The 19,269-nt window shown below is 42.8% G+C and carries 32 protein-coding genes; 10 read left to right on the top strand and 22 right to left on the bottom strand.

The window, feature by feature from the left end; translation table 11 throughout:
- Nucleotides 1-141: 141 nt before the first annotated feature.
- The 19 genes from E4K67_RS17370 to E4K67_RS17285 all read right to left on the bottom strand — a co-directional run bounded on the left by E4K67_RS17370 (nucleotide 142) and on the right by E4K67_RS17285 (nucleotide 10,152).
- Entirely contained in the window at nucleotides 142-2,157 is a 2,016-nt protein-coding gene (locus tag E4K67_RS17370) for a DNA polymerase (protein ID WP_135548929.1), read from the bottom strand.
- A complete protein-coding gene (locus tag E4K67_RS17365) occupies nucleotides 2,150-3,169 on the bottom strand; it encodes a DUF1351 domain-containing protein (RefSeq protein WP_135548927.1) in 1,020 nt (339 codons plus the stop codon). The genes E4K67_RS17370 and E4K67_RS17365 overlap by 8 nt, the downstream gene beginning before the upstream one ends.
- Complete coding sequence (locus E4K67_RS17360) at nucleotides 3,166-4,017, bottom strand: DUF2815 family protein (protein ID WP_135548925.1); 852 nt, start codon at nucleotides 4,015-4,017, stop codon at nucleotides 3,166-3,168. The genes E4K67_RS17365 and E4K67_RS17360 overlap by 4 nt, the downstream gene beginning before the upstream one ends.
- Nucleotides 4,010-5,188 (bottom strand): DUF2800 domain-containing protein, encoded by a 1,179-nt coding sequence (locus E4K67_RS17355; RefSeq protein WP_135548923.1) that lies wholly within the window; start codon nucleotides 5,186-5,188, stop codon nucleotides 4,010-4,012. The genes E4K67_RS17360 and E4K67_RS17355 overlap by 8 nt, the downstream gene beginning before the upstream one ends.
- Entirely contained in the window at nucleotides 5,185-5,667 is a 483-nt protein-coding gene (locus E4K67_RS17350; RefSeq protein WP_135548921.1) for a hypothetical protein, read from the bottom strand. Before E4K67_RS17350 ends, E4K67_RS17355 begins: the two co-directional genes overlap by 4 nt.
- Before the next feature lie 112 nt (nucleotides 5,668-5,779).
- On the bottom strand, nucleotides 5,780-6,169 hold the full coding sequence (locus E4K67_RS17345; RefSeq protein ID WP_206752211.1) for a helix-turn-helix domain-containing protein: 390 nt from the start codon (nucleotides 6,167-6,169) through the stop codon (nucleotides 5,780-5,782).
- Entirely contained in the window at nucleotides 6,166-6,954 is a 789-nt protein-coding gene (locus E4K67_RS17340) for an HNH endonuclease signature motif containing protein (RefSeq protein WP_243454527.1), read from the bottom strand. The genes E4K67_RS17345 and E4K67_RS17340 overlap by 4 nt, the downstream gene beginning before the upstream one ends.
- Nucleotides 6,955-6,956: 2 nt before the next feature.
- Entirely contained in the window at nucleotides 6,957-7,211 is a 255-nt protein-coding gene (locus E4K67_RS17335) for a hypothetical protein (RefSeq protein ID WP_135548917.1), read from the bottom strand.
- Nucleotides 7,212-7,221: 10 nt separating this feature from the next.
- Nucleotides 7,222-7,587, bottom strand: coding sequence for a hypothetical protein (locus E4K67_RS17330; protein ID WP_135548915.1), 366 nt, complete (start codon nucleotides 7,585-7,587; stop codon nucleotides 7,222-7,224).
- Nucleotides 7,588-7,600: 13 nt separating this feature from the next.
- Nucleotides 7,601-7,921 carry a hypothetical protein gene (locus E4K67_RS17325; RefSeq protein WP_135548913.1) on the bottom strand — a complete coding sequence of 107 codons (321 nt, stop codon included), beginning with the start codon at nucleotides 7,919-7,921 and terminating at the stop codon, nucleotides 7,601-7,603.
- Nucleotides 7,912-8,220, bottom strand: coding sequence for a hypothetical protein (locus E4K67_RS17320; RefSeq protein WP_135548911.1), 309 nt, complete (start codon nucleotides 8,218-8,220; stop codon nucleotides 7,912-7,914). The genes E4K67_RS17325 and E4K67_RS17320 overlap by 10 nt, the downstream gene beginning before the upstream one ends.
- Nucleotides 8,217-8,480 (bottom strand): AbrB/MazE/SpoVT family DNA-binding domain-containing protein, encoded by a 264-nt coding sequence (locus E4K67_RS17315; protein WP_135548909.1) that lies wholly within the window; start codon nucleotides 8,478-8,480, stop codon nucleotides 8,217-8,219. Before E4K67_RS17315 ends, E4K67_RS17320 begins: the two co-directional genes overlap by 4 nt.
- Nucleotides 8,474-8,746: a hypothetical protein gene (locus tag E4K67_RS17310; protein WP_135548907.1), complete on the bottom strand. Its 273-nt coding sequence runs from the start codon at nucleotides 8,744-8,746 to the stop codon at nucleotides 8,474-8,476. The genes E4K67_RS17315 and E4K67_RS17310 overlap by 7 nt, the downstream gene beginning before the upstream one ends.
- 21 nt (nucleotides 8,747-8,767) lie before the next feature.
- Nucleotides 8,768-9,022: a hypothetical protein gene (locus tag E4K67_RS17305; RefSeq protein WP_135548905.1), complete on the bottom strand. Its 255-nt coding sequence runs from the start codon at nucleotides 9,020-9,022 to the stop codon at nucleotides 8,768-8,770.
- Nucleotides 8,997-9,152 carry a hypothetical protein gene (locus tag E4K67_RS30175; protein ID WP_199242582.1) on the bottom strand — a complete coding sequence of 52 codons (156 nt, stop codon included), beginning with the start codon at nucleotides 9,150-9,152 and terminating at the stop codon, nucleotides 8,997-8,999. The genes E4K67_RS17305 and E4K67_RS30175 overlap by 26 nt, the downstream gene beginning before the upstream one ends.
- 15 nt (nucleotides 9,153-9,167) lie before the next feature.
- On the bottom strand, nucleotides 9,168-9,365 hold the full coding sequence (locus tag E4K67_RS17300; protein WP_135548903.1) for a hypothetical protein: 198 nt from the start codon (nucleotides 9,363-9,365) through the stop codon (nucleotides 9,168-9,170).
- Nucleotides 9,366-9,393: 28 nt separating this feature from the next.
- The gene (locus E4K67_RS17295; RefSeq protein ID WP_135548901.1) at nucleotides 9,394-9,672 is read right to left on the bottom strand and encodes an Rpo12/RPC10 RNA polymerase subunit family protein; all 279 of its coding nucleotides are present in this window, start codon (nucleotides 9,670-9,672) and stop codon (nucleotides 9,394-9,396) included.
- Nucleotides 9,673-9,711: 39 nt separating this feature from the next.
- Nucleotides 9,712-9,921 (bottom strand): MerR family transcriptional regulator, encoded by a 210-nt coding sequence (locus tag E4K67_RS17290; protein ID WP_135548899.1) that lies wholly within the window; start codon nucleotides 9,919-9,921, stop codon nucleotides 9,712-9,714.
- A gap of 18 nt (nucleotides 9,922-9,939) precedes the next feature.
- Nucleotides 9,940-10,152 (bottom strand): helix-turn-helix domain-containing protein, encoded by a 213-nt coding sequence (locus E4K67_RS17285; protein ID WP_135548898.1) that lies wholly within the window; start codon nucleotides 10,150-10,152, stop codon nucleotides 9,940-9,942.
- A gap of 179 nt (nucleotides 10,153-10,331) precedes the next feature.
- Here E4K67_RS17285 and E4K67_RS17280 point away from each other — a divergent pair, with 179 nt between their 5' ends.
- From E4K67_RS17280 to E4K67_RS17265, 4 genes are all read left to right on the top strand, one after another.
- Nucleotides 10,332-10,667, top strand: coding sequence for a helix-turn-helix domain-containing protein (locus E4K67_RS17280; RefSeq protein WP_158408511.1), 336 nt, complete (start codon nucleotides 10,332-10,334; stop codon nucleotides 10,665-10,667).
- 33 nt (nucleotides 10,668-10,700) lie between these two features.
- Nucleotides 10,701-11,897: a site-specific integrase gene (locus E4K67_RS17275; RefSeq protein ID WP_158408510.1), complete on the top strand. Its 1,197-nt coding sequence runs from the start codon at nucleotides 10,701-10,703 to the stop codon at nucleotides 11,895-11,897.
- A 187-nt stretch (nucleotides 11,898-12,084) separates the two neighbouring features.
- Nucleotides 12,085-12,630, top strand: coding sequence for a helix-turn-helix domain-containing protein (locus E4K67_RS30170; RefSeq protein WP_199242581.1), 546 nt, complete (start codon nucleotides 12,085-12,087; stop codon nucleotides 12,628-12,630).
- 191 nt (nucleotides 12,631-12,821) lie between these two features.
- On the top strand, nucleotides 12,822-13,121 hold the full coding sequence (locus tag E4K67_RS17265; protein ID WP_135548892.1) for a hypothetical protein: 300 nt from the start codon (nucleotides 12,822-12,824) through the stop codon (nucleotides 13,119-13,121).
- Nucleotides 13,122-13,970: 849 nt separating this feature from the next.
- Here E4K67_RS17265 and E4K67_RS31145 read toward each other — a convergent pair.
- Together E4K67_RS31145 and E4K67_RS17260 are read right to left on the bottom strand one after the other, a co-directional pair.
- Nucleotides 13,971-14,102, bottom strand: a complete 132-nt coding sequence (locus E4K67_RS31145; RefSeq protein ID WP_274594890.1) for a hypothetical protein — start codon at nucleotides 14,100-14,102, stop codon at nucleotides 13,971-13,973.
- 89 nt (nucleotides 14,103-14,191) lie between these two features.
- A complete protein-coding gene (locus E4K67_RS17260; protein ID WP_199242580.1) occupies nucleotides 14,192-14,989 on the bottom strand; it encodes an SEC-C metal-binding domain-containing protein in 798 nt (265 codons plus the stop codon).
- Between the two features lie 147 nt (nucleotides 14,990-15,136).
- Here E4K67_RS17260 and E4K67_RS17255 point away from each other — a divergent pair, with 147 nt between their 5' ends.
- Nucleotides 15,137-15,598 (top strand): LexA family protein, encoded by a 462-nt coding sequence (locus E4K67_RS17255; protein ID WP_338031895.1) that lies wholly within the window; start codon nucleotides 15,137-15,139, stop codon nucleotides 15,596-15,598.
- Nucleotides 15,599-15,625: 27 nt separating this feature from the next.
- On the opposite strand, the gene E4K67_RS17250 is transcribed toward E4K67_RS17255, so the two are convergent.
- Complete coding sequence (locus E4K67_RS17250; RefSeq protein ID WP_135548886.1) at nucleotides 15,626-15,862, bottom strand: helix-turn-helix transcriptional regulator; 237 nt, start codon at nucleotides 15,860-15,862, stop codon at nucleotides 15,626-15,628.
- Nucleotides 15,863-16,023: 161 nt separating this feature from the next.
- Here E4K67_RS17250 and E4K67_RS17245 point away from each other — a divergent pair, with 161 nt between their 5' ends.
- The 5 genes from E4K67_RS17245 (at nucleotide 16,024) to E4K67_RS17225 (ending at nucleotide 18,661) form a co-directional block, all read left to right on the top strand.
- Nucleotides 16,024-16,737 (top strand): helix-turn-helix domain-containing protein, encoded by a 714-nt coding sequence (locus tag E4K67_RS17245; protein ID WP_199242579.1) that lies wholly within the window; start codon nucleotides 16,024-16,026, stop codon nucleotides 16,735-16,737.
- Entirely contained in the window at nucleotides 16,712-17,722 is a 1,011-nt protein-coding gene (locus E4K67_RS17240; protein ID WP_135548884.1) for a tyrosine-type recombinase/integrase, read from the top strand. The genes E4K67_RS17245 and E4K67_RS17240 overlap by 26 nt, the downstream gene beginning before the upstream one ends.
- Nucleotides 17,710-18,024: a site-specific integrase gene (locus tag E4K67_RS17235; RefSeq protein WP_135548883.1), complete on the top strand. Its 315-nt coding sequence runs from the start codon at nucleotides 17,710-17,712 to the stop codon at nucleotides 18,022-18,024. The genes E4K67_RS17240 and E4K67_RS17235 overlap by 13 nt, the downstream gene beginning before the upstream one ends.
- 185 nt (nucleotides 18,025-18,209) lie before the next feature.
- Nucleotides 18,210-18,434 (top strand): type II toxin-antitoxin system HicB family antitoxin, encoded by a 225-nt coding sequence (locus tag E4K67_RS17230; protein WP_135548881.1) that lies wholly within the window; start codon nucleotides 18,210-18,212, stop codon nucleotides 18,432-18,434.
- Nucleotides 18,435-18,436: 2 nt separating this feature from the next.
- Entirely contained in the window at nucleotides 18,437-18,661 is a 225-nt protein-coding gene (locus tag E4K67_RS17225) for a type II toxin-antitoxin system HicA family toxin (protein ID WP_135548879.1), read from the top strand.
- Nucleotides 18,662-19,269 lie beyond the last annotated feature (608 nt).

The following is a 19,269-nucleotide window of genomic DNA, read 5'->3' as shown; positions in this document are numbered from 1 at the left end:
CTGGTTTCTTATGACCGCTTCAATAGTGTAAATTCCACCTTTGTTATGGTTGGTGACCATAATTACAGGGGCCTTCATAATCGTTATGCAAATTTCAATCTTCTTTTTTAGACTATTCCATGTCAACTTTACCACCCTGCCTTAGTCTTTTTTGTAATATGCCGCATCAAAACCAGCAGCTTTGAGAATCAGTCCAGGAGCCCACGATATTGGCTGACCCATAAGTTCACAAACTCCGTTTAGATCAGCTTGATTCTCCGGAACATCGAGCACAACCTCATCATGTACATGCATTATGGTTTGGTACCCGGCAGCATTAACCCTGAATAGGCTTTCTGCTAAACAATCTCGAGCAATAGCTTGTACTATGTTCTCCGTAAGCTTTCCGCCGTAAGTTGAGATTACTCCCCACTTCTTTGTATCTTGGTCGACTCCATAGTAGTGGAGCGAATCTCTGTCAAATTTATTTTTTCGTAGAGAGGGTTTTGGATAAAACAGTTTTCGTCTACTTGGCAGAGTAACTGTGAAGAAATCCTGCTGGGTGTTGTAGTCACTCTCGCGGGCGAATATTAACCCTCTAATACCGACCGGTCTTCCGGTCCTCATTACCTCGATCGCTGCACCATCTAAGCTGTACCACAGGTCAACGATCCGTCTATTTGCAGCTCTCCATCGCTGTACTATATCCGGAAGTTCTTCTTCAGTGAGTCCCATCTTTTTGTCCAGTGCTCCCATGGTGATTAGCGCACCAACGCCCCCTTGATATCCGAGGGCCAACTCAGCAACCTTGCCTTTTTGTCTCAGATCATACTCAGGGTTACCCTTTTTAATTAGCTCAAGCTCTACTCCGAACATTGCTGAAGCACTAGCCTCATAGATCTTGCCATGAGTAGCAAACACGTCGAGTCTCCACTGTTCTTTTGCCAACCAGGCAATCACTCGCGCCTCGATGGCACTGAAGTCCGCCACAACAAACACGTTGCCAGGGGTAGGCACAAACGCTGTGCGGATAAGCTGCGATAAGGTATCTGGAACATTCCCGTACACAATTTTTATAGCGTCCAATTTTTTGAGCTTTACGCACTCTCTCGCGTGTCCTAATGTTTCAAGGTGATTCTTCGGGAGGTTTTGCACCTGGACTAGACGACCTGCCCACCGGCCAGTACGATTGGCCCCATAAAACTGCAAGAGCCCTCTTATCCGTCCATCCCCGCATACCGCTTCACGCATGGCCACGTATTTTTTAGTGCTGGTCTTTGACAGCTCCTGCCTGATCTCGAGCATTCGCCGGGCGGCTTCGCTACTTATGTTTCCACCAAGCATCCTTACAACCGTTTCTTTGCGCAGGTCAGCTACTTCTTCGCCGGTTTCCTCGGTCAGCCATTTCGAGAGCTGCTTGACGCTTTTAGGGTTATCGAGTCCGGACATCTTTATGGCTTCAGCCATCAGCTCACCACTAACAATATCGTCACAGTAAAGTGCTCCATCAATTAACCCTTCGTCTACTGCAACACCATAAGCGTTTATCCTTTGGTCAAGCACCCACAGCGCTTGCTCCTGGTAGGGTACCGGGAAAGAGGACAGCCTTCGTTCGACTTCCATTTCTGTAATAACATCCTGGATGCAGTAATTTTTAAACAAGATCCACTTGTCCGGTTCGTGGTGTGGAAGAGTCCTGGTCCTGTCTCCCCCTCCACCAAATAATTCAATCTGATTCACATTCTTTTTCTTACCCTTACGGGGAATACAGAAGATCCTTATAAGCGCCATTCCTATTCCCATTTTACGCTTATCTTCCGGAAGCCCCAGAGCTACTGCAGTAGCAGCGAGTCCCGCAGTATATCCGCAGTAAAGGCCATGCAGCATAGTACAGCGCCATTGCTCGAGCGGAGAATAGAAGAACTTGTTCAGGCAGTACCACTCGAATGTGGCGTTGTAAGCGTGCTTGATCACGTTGGGATCCCGGAGCGCTGCGTGTACGTTTATCGGTAATGACTCTTGCTGCATAAAGTCGACGATATTGACCGGCCCTCCATCGAATGAATAAGCGAATAAGAGTATCTGGAAATCGGGGGACTGCACATATTTGTACAGCCCCGCTTTTTTAAGGTTTACACTACTAAAAGTTTCGATGTCGACCGATAGGTGCCTAGCCATTCGGACGGTCAATCCAACTCAACTTTTGTGCGTCCAAATACTCCTCTAAGGCTTCAAGCTGTGCCTCTGTTCCCTTTACCTCGTAGACCGCTTTTATGATGACCACTTGAGCTGTATAGCTCTGGAACGTCGCAGGGGCCTCGCTTTCTACGTTGACTGCACTTGATGTATAAGGTTTTGCACCCCTGCATCCTACTGGGTTTACACACCCCGGAGCATCTGCTGCCTTAGCAATAAGAGCTTCAGCATATTTCTCAGCTGTCTTAAAATCTGCTTCAGCTACTTTCCTTTCCCGTTCGCTAATTTCGATAGCGTCTGAAGTTATTAGCGCATCAACTTCGGCAACTGATCTGTACGCTAATAACCTTAAATATTGGTCGGGTAGCAAGGTGTTCGTTAGTTGATACTGAGCATTAGCCAATTCAACTTTTGCCTTAATGAAAGCACAATCCTGTTCGTCTTTGTCCTGCTGAAGCTTTGCGGTTTTCGCGAGGGCCGACAGCTCGGCTTTGATTGTCTTAATGGTTTTCCCCTTGTTATAGTATTCTTCGAGGATAATTAGCCGTAACGCGTAGTTTCCTGTTAATCCGTTTTCTGTTATCAAGGAGTCAATAACGCTTTGCACTTCGACTCGCTTTGCCTCTTTGCGATCAAGTTCAAACTGGTCGTTCTGGGTAGTTAGAGGTTGAATGACTTTTTCAAACTTTTCGGTTATGACCTTGCATTGATTCTCAAAGGCGGTCACTGATGCAGTAAGATCCTTTTTCGTTGCTATTCGGAAATCTGAGAGAGCCTTTTGACCTTTGCGAAGTTCAGCAATTGTCTTTTTACAGTCGGCAGCTGCGCTTTCAGTAAATACTAATCCTTGATATTTAACTAAAACTGCGTCGAGGTTAGCTTCTATTTCTTCATAGTTGAATTTAACAATGGCAGGTGTCGTTTGGATTATCCGTAAGGCTACATTGTCTTTTACAGGCAGCGCTTGGGGATTTAATGCTTCTGTTGTACTCATAGGCCCATCACCCCGCCTACTGGGAGAGGTAGCCCGGTGATCGGATCATACTGAACTTGAGGGGCGTATTGTTGCTGCTGCGGCTGTTGTCCGTATTGCGGTTGTGTTTGTTGCTGTGGCTGCTGCCCATATTGCTGTTGAGGTTGTCGACCGTATCGAGGCTGTGGTTGAATAGTCGGAACTGGCTGGGAGTATTGCTGCTGGGGCTGGGTATATGTTTGTCCAAGCTGTTGTGGTTGCGGAGCATATTGCGGCTGCTGCGCCGGTTGTTGGTATTGTTGCTGCACTGGTGGAGCGTATCCAGCTCCTGCGCCAAAAGCAGACTCTGCAGTCATTTGATTGCCCAAGGGCTCACCATCTGCTAGTTTCTGCACAGGGCCAAGGCCACAGCCGATTCCTTTTTTCCCGCTGTTGAAATAAGGGAAAAAGTTAATATTCAGGCGAGCATAGATCCCTGAATATACCTCTGATTGTTCAAGAATCGGGTTAACATTCATGTCAACGATCGGTTGTTGTTGCTTTGACGATGCAGTAAATACCCAGTGACCTCTGCACTCAGGCGCGAAAAGCTCACCATTTTGCCGGTAGCCGTCACCGTCATATATCGGGTTTGGTACTTGTGCTGGTCGCACGCCGTTCCACTTGGCTGAAACCCCTACTTGGATGGCTGCGTTAATAGCTGCATCAATCTTCTGCTTTGTCGCAAAGTCCGATTTAGGAAGTAAGACCGTCACGCTGAATTTAGGCTCTTGGTTTGGTTGGTTCGCATACGCTTTAAAAAGATGTACATAGCTCAGTCTCACTTGTCCTGTTGTTAAACTTGTCGGGCTAGCTTGTTGATTACTCAATTTCTTTACCCCCTAATTCATTTTTAAATAATTCGGCTAGGTCATACTGCTTGAACTCTTCGCGTGGGTCGCTTGCGGGTACGAGTGTCGGTTTGCCGGGTGTCTTTTCCACTTTTTCGGTATCAATCAAAAGCTCTTTATAGATGTTTTTACCGAGCAACTCTTCAATTGCGGGTGCGCTTAACGGTTCGCGTTTATAGAGTAATGCTTCGGCATACCCCTTAGAAACTAAGAATTTAAAGGCCTCATCGATGTCAATGAACTTTCTGGATCCGCGTCCTGCGACTGCTTTCCAACCGGATATTTCTACACCTTTTAAGGTTTCGCTTAGGGCATACGCTTCAAGGTCTTTTGCCCACTTGGCAAGGTCCTGTGCTTTTTCTAGGATTTGTCCTACTTCTTCATTAGTGAGTAAGGGCGGCTTTTGGTAACCAAATTCCTCAAGGGAAACATTAAAATCTGCCCTTGCCCGGCACAGAGCGTTTGCTCGACAAAACCGGCAGTGCTCACCAGGTACAAATTCACCTTCGCCCTTCCATGCCTTTTCAGCTGCACCCATGACGGTGTTAGTCGCCCAGTACATAAGATCGTTTACTGACATTACAAACTCCGAAATAGAATCAAGTCTGGGCTGAACGATCACCATGACTATTTGCTCTAGGCCATATAAGATCGAGTATTCAAGAAGCGCACCGAGGGCATAGAGCATCATTTGCGGGTTTTCAAAGGCTGAAACCGGCACCCCTTTCCCGTATTTCAAATCAATGACGTGCATGATACTTCCGCCTATGATAATGCAGTCACCGGTCCCAAATCCTTCAGGAGCGTAAGCGCTATAGTCGAGTTTCTTTTCGACCGCGACATAGGGCAACGTTTTGTATCCATGCACAACACTTGAGACGTAGTCGAGGTAGGTATCTGTGTGCCGTAGCATCTCATCTTGGTATAAAGGATTAGATTGTAACTTTTTTAATCTATTAGTGAATGTTCTAGGTCCCATCGGATCAGTGAATGCTTTCCGAAGTTTCAGCTCACCGATCTCATGGGCTAAGCTGCCCTCTTGCGCATATTCGCTAGTGCTATCGGGCAGAGTCTCTTCCAGCCGGGCGCTTGGAGTGCAGTGAAGCCACTTATGGGCTCCGCTTGCACCAAGTAGAGCGTGTGCGCTCAAATCTTCGCCCCCATAGAACGCAGATGCGTTGCAAAATTTCCGTACTGATCCTGAGGTAATGCAGTCAGCGCAGGCACTCCAAAGGAGCCAAGTAATGAGATAAGTTCCATCCTGCGCCCCGCGTCAATAAGGGCTGTTGCTGCGACTGAAAGTTGTTCCAGTGTGTATGTTTGGGTAGCGGTTGGAACAGGGCCAGGCTGAGGGGTTTGTGTTTGCATTTGTTGTTGTGGCAATTGCTGAGGCTGAGCTTGTTGTAAAGGCATTTGCTGCGGCTGCACTTGTTGTTGAGGTATTTGCTGCTGTACCGGCTGCTCTTGAATCTGTGGGAAATATTGAGGCTGTGCTGGCGCTTCGAGTGTTGGTGCAGAGGCCCCTTGCGGTGCATTCTTGAGTTGACGATCAATGAGCATAACGTTAAGGATTGATTTTAGTACCTCGACGATTTCAGGCGATTTTACTTCTACGACGACATTAAACATTCATTTGTCCTCCTTTTTTTTATCTTCGATTGATGATTGTTCCCTAAGACTTTATGGATCAGCACTTGCCTATTTACCACCTCCCTAAATAAATGCTTAACGAATAGTCCTATTAGAGCGCCCCCTCTAGCTTCTTCTTACCCTTGATACCCTGCAGACCATAGGACCTGATCCAGTTACCCACAGTGGCAACGCTGGTGTCTCGCTTCATGGCAATCTCAGCGAATGACATGCCGTTCCTTAAATAGATCTCCAGCTGATCACGCGATGGCTTATTTGACATAATCAACGGTCTCTTCCTAATCATCTTCTGCGCTACTGCTACTTCCTCCGTCACAACGGGTGGCACATACTCTTGAAACTCCTCGACCATCTTGACCTCACCTGTGAGATCGTAGTGGGTTTTATCCATTACGCCGCGAAAGCATGGTTTAGCGTATGACCTAGGCAGTGGATCCACGTTAGTAGTCGGTATGCCGCTCCGTAATTGCTCCAATCTCATCTTCTTCCCGCCTTTCTCCTCTCTCCGATCCTGTTATGAATATCAGCAATGATTATCCCTGTCCTAGTTAGGCCGGCATCGTTTTGGATTAAATGTTTTTGGTTCAGCCTTACTAGCTGCTTCTGAGATACAAGAATTAGATTATCAGGTTCAAAATTTTGCCTATTTCCATCACCGAAAAGTACTACATGCTTTTTCGGCCTCGGACCGTTTGCAGCTTCCCAGATCAAGACGTGTTTCTCTCGCCATTTATTTGGCCCAGCTACCTTCTTCCAGACATAACCGTCAGCTCGTAGCCTTTCGGTACCAACAGGCCACCAGTTACGCGGTATGTTACCTTTTTTAAATTGCGTAGCCACCATGCCGGGATAAGAATATCCTTTTTTACCTTTGTTTACTGGTGCATTCCCCTTCCTAAACCGCCCGGTACGTCCGCTATTAAGTTTAAATCTGGCATAAATCGCTTTCATCTGGCCTTTGGTGTACTTAGTATCGAATACCTTATTCAACATATCCGCCATGCCTTGATGACCGACGCCGATATAATTACTCCTGATAAACTCCCTAACTTCTTCCGGATACAAATTCGTTGGCGTCCCTTCTGGGATGCCGCATCTAGTTTCACTTTTAAGCCCGTAATTGCTCTTAAAGGATTTCATCTTACTTTCAGTAAAATCCAGGCCAAATTTCGTATTCACGAGCTCAGCGAGGTTTTTTGTCGTGACCCCTTTTACGTGCTGCTGAATGAAAGCTATAATTTCTTCCGGGTACTTTTTCAGACTCATAATCACTCCCCGGCTGGCAGAAAGGCTTCGCGCAACATGGCCGGCATTCTTTTGCTGTCACCGCCCAAGTATTCATCTTTTGCTTTTATTGCGTCGAGTACTAATTTACCATTAGAAATAATTTGAACGGCAACTGAATTTATTGCCTTTGCCCTGTCAATTTCTTCTGCCAACTTTTCTCCTATGATCTCCTCATCTCCAAGGCGCTCAAGCTGAGCAAATAAATGGTTGTTCAAATCGACTAAAGAGTTTTTCATTTCTTGCCTCCTATATGAACTGAGTGTTGTACTTCGCTTCCAACTCGATAAGCTCTTCAGACAGGTTAGCGTATACTCGAGAGTCTTCCACACTTGTCCAATCACTGGCCATAGCCATGAGCACCTCATTGAATAAGGCTTTAAACTTATCTCTAACGCTTTTACGCATCCCTTTAGGCTTGCTAGTTTCCAAAGCTTTTTCAAATTCAAGGTTCGGCTCTATACCTTTGCATTTCGCGATCGTGATACCTAGTTGGCTACGCTTGGCATAGACATCTGTCAGTTTGCAGCGCATTACATCAGCGATTTCTGCGTTGGTTTTACCTTCGATGCACAGTTCCTTGAGCTTAGCTGTCAGCTGCTCATTCCATTTCATTCTTATCTCCCCCTCAAGATATCTTCTGGCGTTCTTGAAACCGGATAACTCGCCTTCGAATTGCGTCAGCGCTCGTTCCGTATCGCTCACCGATCTGTTTCCAGGTATGGTTCTTTTTAAGCATCCAGATATCTTCAACATCGGTATGTTTGAATCGCATTGGCTCATCTGCTACGCCCATAATTCGAAAAGCTTCTTCAGGGATTCTCTCGGACAGAACACAAATACATAAAGCGTAGTAGTTTAATTTAACCTCGCATGATTCTGTGGTATAATTAACTTGCAATATTTCCTTTGGGGTCTCTGTTGGCGCAGAGGCCTTTTTCATGTCCATTTTTCCCGCCCCATCCCCAAAGGCCTCACGATGAACGGTGTAACAGGCATCTGCCCAATCATTCGCCCGTCCATGTACTCGACGATCACGCCGTCGTCGGTGACTGTCGCTGATGTCCGGTGAGGTTCCAAGTTCATAGGCTTAACTTTTTTCCGAAGGGTGCGCCCAGCGGTCATAAGGATTGCACTGTGTTTGGCTTGACGCTCTTCTTCTAATCGTTTGAGAGAACAAGCCACGACACGCTTTACATATTTAGATTTAAGCAGCTGCTTTCGAATTTCTTTGATTAGATTTTTCATCGTGGTCTCACCGCTGAAAGTTCATCTATGCAGTCCGCACAGACTGATCTTCCGTTCCTATGCTCACATAGATCTTTCGTTTTACCGCACACAACACAGCCTGGTTGATATTTAATAAGAGTAAGACCGCCCTCATTATCGGGAAAAAGTTCCAGTGGATCTCCTTCATGCAAATTAAGTGTTTGGCGAATCTCCTTTGGGATAACAACACGACCAAGGTCGTCAATTCTTCGAATGATTCCAGTAGATATCCTCAGCATCTTGATCCCACCTTTCTCCCTTTCTTTTTGTTCTTGATCTTACTCTTTGGGTAATTCCGGTACCGATCGTTCCGCGACTTAGACGAGCTCACAGCAGGCTTTGCTAAAATAGGGGCAAATGGTGTAACAATGCTTTGGGCATACCAATACCCTTCAAACCCACACTCCCAGGTAGCACCGCAGGAGCATTTAGTCCGGATCTCACCTTCAGGGAATTTCATTGTTTGCCCACACAGACAGAGTTGAGTTGAAGATTGCTTTAACATGGATCCGCCTCCTTATTCTTCTTAGGGTCTCTCAGAGACACAGTCAAAACCTACGGCATGGATAACTCTCCTACAATGCTTACAATGTGTTATGGACTTTCCCCCTTCAAAGTCTGTTTTCTCCTGTAAACTTAAAGGATGTGTGCAAATGTTTGGGTTGGCGCCGATGGCAGCTCTTTGAGCCTCAAGGCTTTCGATGTATATGCCTAAGTCGTCATACATCTTTTGGAGGTTAACTCCAGTACCGACTTCATTGTTTACTGTTATGAACTTCATCGTTCACTCCTCTCTCCTTAGCGTTAACTTCAGCCACGGCCTCTTCCTTGGAGTCGAAGTTCCCCGCAAACACTCCGTCAATGTAAAACTCAACATATCCACGTTTTTGGACGAACGTGTACTTTGGCATGGCATTACCTCTTCTCTAATGTTTTCGAGCGACCTTGCCCCGGCTCAGGGCGATAAAACAACTTGCTGCAATCTCAACCGCATCACTGAGGCTTGTCCGCTTGCCGAAGTCGACGCGGTTCGTTTTTATGTCCGTGGTGGCTAGATCGAGGACTTGTTCGAATTCGGAGTTTGTCATGGGGCATGTGAATGATTCGAGGAGCTTTCTGAGCATTGGTATCACCTCCTCCCCCAACATTGTCCTATCGCGGAAACCTTGAGCACCCCGTCTCACCCATCCAGTTGCAAGCCTCCTCACACTCATTGCACGGCAGGATACGTTCGCCGCATTCGGGACAGAGTGACGCACGATAAGCTGGTATGGATACTTCGGTTGTGCAATTGGAACACTCTTCAACTGTCATTCGTTCAGGTTCTCCCAGCACCATTTCCTCGACAGCTTCACGGAGCTTGTCCTTGGCCTCCCAGTCCAGGTTTGTGCCCCACTTCTCGATCCAAGCTTCAAGTGGTGTTTTGTCCATCAGTTTTACCTCCTTCCCCTTAACCCGCTTTTTCACAAACTAGGCTGATTTGTTTTTACCAAACCTCCTGACGTATCCACTCTTAATCTGCTTAGGCTTGACCTCTGGTCCGATGCCTACTTTGTCCTCTGGGAATCGCCATACCCCGCCAATCTTAATGCCTCCATAATTAGTTGGACCGTTATGGTAAATAGTTGACTTCGCGATGCTAAGTCTTTTGGCGACTTCTGTTATTGTGCAGTATTGCACCTAGGCCTCCACCTTTCTTTAACTAGCCTCATCCCTTACAAAATAAAACAGATACTCGATTTCAAATTGCGGAAAAAATTTTCGTTTAATTTTCCGGGCATCTTCCCATGCTATCCTTGATGTACCAGTAAGGTAACTCCTCATTGTTCTTTCACTAACTCCTATGCACTCCGCAAGATCTTTCGGCTGTATGTCATACCTTGACATTTCAGCATCTAAATTTTTAAACACACTCTACCCCCTCCTAACCGTTTACGGTTATTTATATCTCTATTATTAGACCATTTTCGGTTAATGTCAAGTTAAATCCAACAATAATTACCCCTTGACGGAAAATATTTTCCGTTTCCGGTTAATTATTGTTGACTTAATTTGGATACTATAATATATTTTAATCGGAGGTGATAAACGTGGGATTAGAGTTAGTAGGTAAATTGAAACAGGCACAAGGCCTAAAGACAGACGAATTGGCACAGCTATCTGGCGTTCCCGTTGGAACTCTAAATAAAATCCTAAATGGCCAAACGAAGAACCCTTCGCTTGAAACTGTATTTGCATTAGCTCACGCATTAGGTTGCTCGGTTGATGATTTCGACGATGAAGACACAATAAAAAAAGACAATCCCATTGAGGGACTGCCTGAAGAAATCCAAGACCTAATATCAAGGTGGGACAAGCTGTCAAACGAAAATAAGCTAAAAATCACGGGCATGATAGACCTGAAATTATCAGAACAAGAAGATTAAAATTCTGTACATAAGATGAGGAGTGGTAATACTATGGCTCAATTTGTCCCAAAGGCTAACGGCATCGGGGTACGCTTCTATGTTGAGCAGAATGGCAAAAAAGAGCGTATCTATCTTTATGAAAAGGGATGGACTCAGGAAGATGCCGAAGAGGCCATGGTCGAGTATCGTCAGAAGATGGGATTTGTAGAGGATAAGGATATCACTGTAGCGGGCTTCCTCGACAAATTTTACGATGACTATGTTGAGCATAACGTCGAGCGATCCACGGCTAAGCGATACGACGAGTTTACCGCGATCCACATCGTGCCTGAATTAGGGAACATAAAGCTCCAGAAGCTCAAGCCGGCTGAATTACAGAACCTCTACACCAAGATGATCAAGAAAGGGTTATCCACTACTACAGCACTCAAGGTCCATAGATTCATGCACCTAGCTCTCAGGTACGCAATAATGTGGGGATACCTGAGATATAACCCATGCGACGGTGTAAAGGCTCCGTCTTTGGCAGAAACAGAAAAAGTAATCCCAACCGATGAAGAAATGAAGGCGATCCTAGCGAAGGCTGAAGTAAACATGCAGATGTATATGCCTGTCTTTATCGCCAGCACTACTGGCATGAGACTAGGGGAAATACTTGGCCTACACGATACGACGGTAGATATACCGGGTAAAGTGTACAGCGTTAAATTCAGTCTCAATTATCTGGACGGTTCCTTCATTCTAAAGCAGCCGAAGACAAAAGGAAGTCGCCGACCGGTTACGTTTTTACCAGGCAGCGACGTAGTATTAAAAAAGTATCTCAAGTTCAGAACAGAACGACAACTGGCGGCCAAAAAGTATAATGACAAACCGATACACTTCTTGGTCAACAAAAACGGTGGGCCGCTTAATCCTTCCAATGTGAGCAGATGGTTTAAAAAGATAATCAGAGAACTTGAATTATCAGAAGAAATCAGTTTCCACAGCTTGAGGCATTACCACGCCAGTTGGCTATTGAGACAAAATATCCATCCTAAAGTAGTCCAGGAACGTCTAGGCCACTCCAATATATCGATCACTTTGAACACCTACAGTCACCTGATCCCCAACATGCAGGGGGATGTTATTTCTAGTCTTAGTGGAGATTTATTTAATGGCGGGCACGTTTCGGGCACAAAGACTGCGGTCTTTTCAGGCACAAACGGGCACAAGCTAGTTAGGAGACGGATCGCAGGGGTTACTAAATAATTTTACAGGGGGTCTCCAAAACCGCTGATGGGAGTTCGACTCTCTCATCCCCTGCCACAACAAAAGATAGACACCGCAAGGGATTGCGGTGTTTTTTATTTAATACTTTTTACTTCATAGAAATATGGAAGAAAAAACTTTCCATCTATTGAAGGGGTAAAGAAGCAAGAGGAGGAATCGTTTTATAATGGACGTTGAAAAACCACAATTCAGAACAATTAAATATCGCCAACATGGTATGCTAACGAAACACTTCAATTTTGAGACCCATGAAGAATTTTGGATATTTAAAACATCAGACTTAACAAGTGAAATTGTTGGGAAAAATCTTGATATTTTTACTATTCTTGATGATTTGTCAATTGACGGCTTTGAGTTAGTTGCCGGTTGCGACGATGAGTATATCCTTAGAACAAAAGAAGAAATTGAGTATGTCCAAGAATATTATACTGACGAAAACGAAGATGAGGAAAACGAAGGCGAGGCCATGAGGGTTGAGGAAGCTAGTACACTTATGAACAAAGATGATCTTCCCGAAATTCTTACAGCCCAGCACATCGCGACTTATCTTGGGATCTCCCGCCGGCGCGTGTACGAGTTATTTCAAACCTTCTCATCAGCTGGCGGAATACCTAACTTCGACATTGGTGCATCTAAGAGGGTCGAGAAGAAAGACTTCTTTGCTTGGATCGACGCACGGAAACAGGAGAAGACACTAAGCAATAGCGGTTAAATGATTTTAGCCCTTGCGCCTCTCCTGGGCCATCCTGTGAGCCTAGCGAAGACATACTTAGATTAACGATATCAACTGCCGCTCATTAGAGCGGTTTTTCTTTTAAATAATCTTCAATTACCAGAAATATAGCAGGAGAAACATACCATTTGTTGAAGGGGTAAGAAAATAAGAGGAGGAATGATGTGTTAATGAATAAAGATGAACTAAAATTCCAGACAGTCAAATCTCATAAACATGGCATACTGAAAAAGTCGCTCGATCTTCAAACAGATAGACATGGCTGGGTATTTAAAGGCCCAAATGAAATTAATGACTATGTAGATGAATTTGAACTTATTGAAATACTTGATGATTTATCCAAGCTAGGATATGAATTAATTTGCAGTATTAGTAATTCAGAATTTATTCTCAGGACTAAAAATGAAATTGAGGAAATCGAAGAATATCAGGATATAGATCCTGAAAATTTTTTAGAGATAGCTGCCTAGATTGAATTAAAAAATGGACTTGAATATTTAAGTGGCGTTTCATACAACGGAATTCTTCGTTCTGTTAGCTAAGGTGCACGAGAAATTGTTCCCCGGAGTACCTTAACCAAGGGGATTTCCCCCTTGTTGCACTTACCTATTGTTGGGCACTTCTAACCATTTTTCTAGAGCTTTCTTGGGGATCACAACTCTTCTTCCTAAAACCTTTGCTGGGATCTAGAAATCATTAAGTTCCTTATAGAAAAAAATATAAAAAAGGGACTACAAATAAATATAAAATATCTTAAAAATGGAGACCAAGGGAAATGGTCTTTTTTTGTGCCCAAAATTAGCCCCGCCTTATCTGCCTAATCCCACGAACATGCAGTGGACATGCTGAATAAGCTATATCAGAAACACCTATGTAACTAATCAAAGAGGTGAACTATATGCTTTTAGGCTTTTTAGGTCTTCTTGCACTGCTACCACAAATAATTGTATCTTTACTGGCAATACTAATCGCCGCCGTTGGTCTATAACTGTTTTAGCCTAGGTATTTATGCCTGGGCTTTCTACCTAGTTAACTTCCCCGCCTTATCTGCCTAATCCAACAACGATAACAATCATACTCATCCCATGAACATTAACCGGACAGGCTGAATAGAATATACTAAGAACTCCAATTGTGTATGAACTCTCAAAAAGGAGGCGTAATGAATGATTTTAACAGCCTTGATAATAATTATTGTGTTATTATTTTTAATCTTCTTGGAACTATTTGAGATATTGCAACTCGCAAGGCCCCGCAAACACTGCTGTTAATCAGTCCGCAATAATTTTGGCCTAGGTATTTATACCTAGGCATTTCTATTACATTGGGCCATTAATCCCCCGATTGCTCTTCATCATCTTATCAATTGCTTTAAACTTAGTTGTATACTCATACTTAATCTTCGGCGGAGGTTTAGCTGGTTCTTTTTGCTTTGAATTCTTCTTTGCCATGTTCATCCTCCTTTTGTGCAAAAGAAAAGAGCCCAATAGTGGGCTCTTTATGTTATATAGTTCTATGAGGCTGAAAAGTAATTTTACTATTACAAATTAATATCAAAGTTAGAATCATCAAACCAAAGAGATAAGTTTTTATAAAAAAACATTCCATTAGGTCTGTAAAAAAGTTCTTTAAACAAAACGGTATTTAGTTTCTGTACTCCCAACTCTCCAGCATCAACAATAGCGCTTTTGAAAAGTAATCCTTTTTCTTCAGGATCCTTACACACATCCGGATGACTAAATACAATATGTTTTCTGCAGTTAAAAGGTCTTACAGGGTAAATTGAGCATTCGTGGTTAATTAAAAAAGCACAAGGTATTTTCATTAGGGAATACTTATCTTTCAAGCTTTTTTCTCTTACTACTTGCTCATATGTAGGAGAGTGAGTTTTATTTTGTTTATTTTTCTCAAGTATCTTCTCTTGGGTCGCTATATTTAAATTTTCATTTATAAATCTCCTGATTAATTCTGCTTCGAGCAATGAAGTATCTACATATAGGCAACAGCAGGAACTACATCCTTTAGCACATGAATGGAAATCCTGTACCATTTCATGCATTGAGTTATCAAATAATAAGTAATGATTTTCAAGAATTCTTTTACCGTCGTTCAGATTTAATTTTTTATAGTTATTAGGGCCTTCAAAAATCTCTTCCATAACATAATTGTTAATAATTCCAAGATGCTTATCATCGATATCTCTATTAAACACAACTTCTTTCCCTAAATAATTTTGAAACATCGAATACGTTATCTCATCTTTTTTTAAACAACAGTTTTTGTATTTAATTCCACTACCACAATGACAGTCATCATTTCTGCCTATTTTTCTACTCAATTTGAATAACACTTCCTTCCTAAGATATTTCATACTTCAACAAAAGAAAGGATATTCCTTTATAATATGGCAATAAGAAAAGACACCCTCATTTAGAGTGCCTGAGTTTGTTATGTATAAGCGAACCTGGATTCAGTCCCTAATTAGATTAGACACCTCCATAGAATCATAGCGGACTTTGCATTAAGGGTAGAGGGCGATAATATGATTTATGCTGGGATACTTCCAGGGGATATTATCCTGATTAAACAAACTAATATCGCGAACACTGGGGATCTTGTCGCTGTAGGAGTTGAAGATTCGGCATGGAGTGCTAACCTTAAGTATTTCGTTGAACCAAACGGTCATCATTGCCTTCGGAGTGCAAATCCAGCCTACCATGACATAGAGTATACAGACAAGCATCGAATCATTGGCACCATGGAGGGTCTGATCAGGGAGAGAGCTCCATCGGAAAATGAGTATGAGGTGCTGATTAATTATGGTAATACATTTAAAAATGAGTGGCTTGAGGTAATATCATTGGCGCAATTACTCGGTCTAAATGCCGAAAAGGTACGAAGCTTAATTGAAATCCAAAAATCAATGCACGATCAATTATCAAAGTAAAATCAGGAAGGGATATTCTAATGTTAGTTACTGCAAGCCAGACTGCAAATTTGAATCTTTTAATACGAATAGGTCGTCAAGTTCGCAACCTAATGCAACACAAATTTTGTTTGCCGTACTTGGCGAGGGAAATCTTTTCCCATTTTCCACTTGGTTAATAGTTCCGGCATTCAAGCCTGCCGTACTACCCAAGGCCCTAGTACTGAGCCCTTTTTTGATTCTTGCCCTTCGTATCTCATTACAGCGAGGTGAGATAATAAACATATTGTTTACCTCCTTTATTTTTTTGTCTACATTTAGGGTATCACCCTATTTGTATTACTTAAATGTTTTATGCGAATGCATTTTGTTGACTATTATATCTGTTTGTGTTAATGTTGTATCAGTTAATGAAAGTTCCTTATTCATTCAGGGGAGATAGGTTTATGAAGCAGGTTAAGAATATTTTTAAAACTCGTTTAAAAATATTACGTAATGAATCAAATATAACACAGAACGAATTAGCCGAGGCATTACACATTAGCAAACAAACTGTTTCTAATTATGAAAGTGGTTCAAGGGAACCAGAAATTGATATTTTGACTTCAATTTCTTCTTATTTTAATGTTTCTGTTGATTATTTAATTGGAGTTGGCGATACTAAAAGTCACAGACTTGCTTCGGTAAATAACAAACTCGGACAACTTAACACTATTTTGGAACAAAAATCGGGAGTAGAGTTTTTTGAGCGAAATGTGACTCCTATCTTAAACGTCTTTTTGGATTTAGTATTGAGGCATGTTCCGGATCCTCATTTAATGCTGGAACATTACACTGATATCCTTGTGCTATTAAACTCACATGATTTATTTCTGGATGAAGTATACTCTTCAGCACCCTTCATAGATTATGATATTCCAGCTCTGCAGCTTTCGAAAGACGAAGACGCAAAGAAACTTCTAGAAGGGGTCAAAGAGGCAATAGGACCGAATCTTGCTGTAAGTAATAGAGAATTAGATACCACTCACAAAATTTCCAAAACATTATTTAGTATTAAAAATGCATATATGGTAGAAAAAATAGAAAGTCTTTATTCTAACATCTCGCCTAATTCCGAATTAGGAGGAATGATTAATGGCATCAATCAAAAAACGCGGTGAAAATTCATACCAAATAACCGTTAGTTGTGGATATGATAGCCAAAATAAGAAGCTAGTACAGACTAAAACTATCTCATTAGATCCCGACCTCACTCTAAAGCAAGCCGATAAAGAACTTCAGAAACAAGCCACCCTGTTCGAGCTGGAAGTAGAAAATGGGACCTATCTAGACGGTTCCAAGATAACCCTTGCAGAAATCACAGAACGCTGGCTTAAGGACTACGCAGAAAAACAATTAGCACCTAAAACATTGCATCGGTATAAAGACAGGCTTAAGTCGAGGATCCTCCCAGCATTAGGTCACCATAAACTTGCTAAGCTACAACCAACTCACCTTCTACAGTTTTATGACAACCTAGGCGAGGATGGCATTAGGCGCGACGTGAAGTATTCCGTTAAGCCTGAATTCAACGAATTAATGAAGCAGAAAAAATTAAAACTAATAGATCTGAGTAGAATGTCCGGTATCTCAACTGGTACGATCAGCAGGGCGCGATCTGGAAGCACAATCACTTTTAAGACCGCAGAGTTATTAAGTAAAGCTCTCGAGGTAAAACTAGAAACACTTTTCTTAATACAAGTGTCCGGACCACTTTCTGGGCAGAGCGTTAAGCACCATCACCGGCTCATTAGTTCAATCTTAACTTGTGCAGTGCAATGGCAGTGTCTTATTAGCAATCCTGCCGAACGTGTAAAGCCTCCAAAGATAGACAAAAAAGAAGCAGCCCATTTCGAGGAAGACATGACAGAGTACATGCTTTCCTTACTCGAGGATGAACCGCTTAAATATAAAGCTATGGTGTATATAGCCGTCTACTCCGGGAGCCGTCTTGGTGAAGTATCAGGCCTTGAATGGTCAGACGTCGACTTTGAAAAAAACCATTTGCAGGTCTGCCGAGCGTCCCAGTATTTACCCGGCAAAGGAATTTTCACGAAAGATCAAAAAATGAAAGCAGCAAGAGAGTTATTGCTATGCCACCTTTAGTCATGGACATCTTGAAACAATATAAGGTAAGTCAGAATGAAGAACGCCTTAAGTGTGGAGACCTCTGGGAGGACCATAACCGTCTATTTACAAAATGGAATGGTAAACCTATTTTCCCTACAACGCCTTCAACATGGTACCGTGAATTCAGAAGAAAACATGAACTTCCAGACGTGAAATTTCACGGTCTGAGACACACCAATGCCTCTCTGTTGATCGGGCAGGGCGTAGATGTGCAAACGCCACAAGGCTGGGACACACTAAAGCAACGACCACTGCGAGCATATATAGCCATTTCCTGAAAAGACCTGATCAGGAAGCGGCCGACAAACTTCAAAACCTTTTTAAGAAGAAACCAGTTGATAAACCAGTAGAAGCATAAGATAATAAAAGTAGCTCCTGAGTTTGTGACTCCCTCAACTGCCAACCAAGTAACATACTAGAATATATCTTAGGCGAAAATAAGTAATTACGGAGGTATTCAATTATGCAAAGAAGATTTAAAGTGATTCTTGAAAAAAATGAAAGTGGTGGCTTCACTGTTACCGTCCCTGAGCTTCCAGGTTGCGTTACCCAGGGACGTGATCGAAAAGAGGCTCTTGAGCATGCACAGGAAGCAATAGAAGGTTTTCTCGAAGCCTTAGTAATCGAAGGTCTGCCGATCCCTTCCTCAACTATTGTGGAAATGGATGAAGTGCAGGTGAGCTACTAATTATGACTAGGCTACCGAGAGTAGAGGGAAAAAATGTTGTAGCTGCGCTTAAGAGAGCGGACTTTAGAGTTTCACACATTCGAGGAAGTCACCACTACTTACGTCGTTCCAGTGGAAACCTGGTTTGTGTGCCAGTACACTCTGGAATAACCGTCGACCTAAAGACGCTAAAGAGTATCTTGGAACAAGCGGAACTTACGATAGATGAGTTGATTGAGTTGTTATAGAGAAAAAATTGCTTAGGGGATCCTTATTTTGTTGGAGTCGTGTAACTTAGACGCGTTTTTATAGCCTAAAAAAGTTGGCTACTATTTGGCTACTAACGACACGAATAGTAGCCAAATAACACATTATGTTAATATAATCCAATGTGGACAAACCCGTATATACCAAGGGTTACAGCAATTTGCATTAAGCTGAAATAAGAAAAATACCGCTCTCCAAAACCGCTGATGGGAGTTCGACTCTCTCATCCCCTGCCAAACGAAAATGTAGACACCGCAAGGGATTGCGGTGTTTTTTATTGATTGTCTCCAATTATAAACATGTATAACGTTTGTACAATCAATTGCTGAGAAGATCTTCCTCTGGTGGTGTGGGACTCACCTTAATTTGATCCAGTTATTTGCACTCGGGATTAAGTCCGATGACAGGCGGCGTTCCGGAAGAGGAGTACCTAATGATGGGCTCGATATTATAAAAGTAGTTGGGGTACTAGGAATAATATAAACACTATGTATATTATTGATATTATACCTCCTAATCTCGAACCCAGATTACGCTTAAATTTATAACTTATATATAATGCTGGGATAAAAAATATTAATGAGTAGAA

This window comes from Desulfosporosinus fructosivorans, assembly GCF_004766045.1.
Classification (GTDB): domain Bacteria; phylum Bacillota; class Desulfitobacteriia; order Desulfitobacteriales; family Desulfitobacteriaceae; genus Desulfosporosinus; species Desulfosporosinus fructosivorans.
The sequence above is the reverse complement of the archived record's forward strand: the minus strand, read 5'-3'. Positions and strand labels throughout refer to the sequence as shown.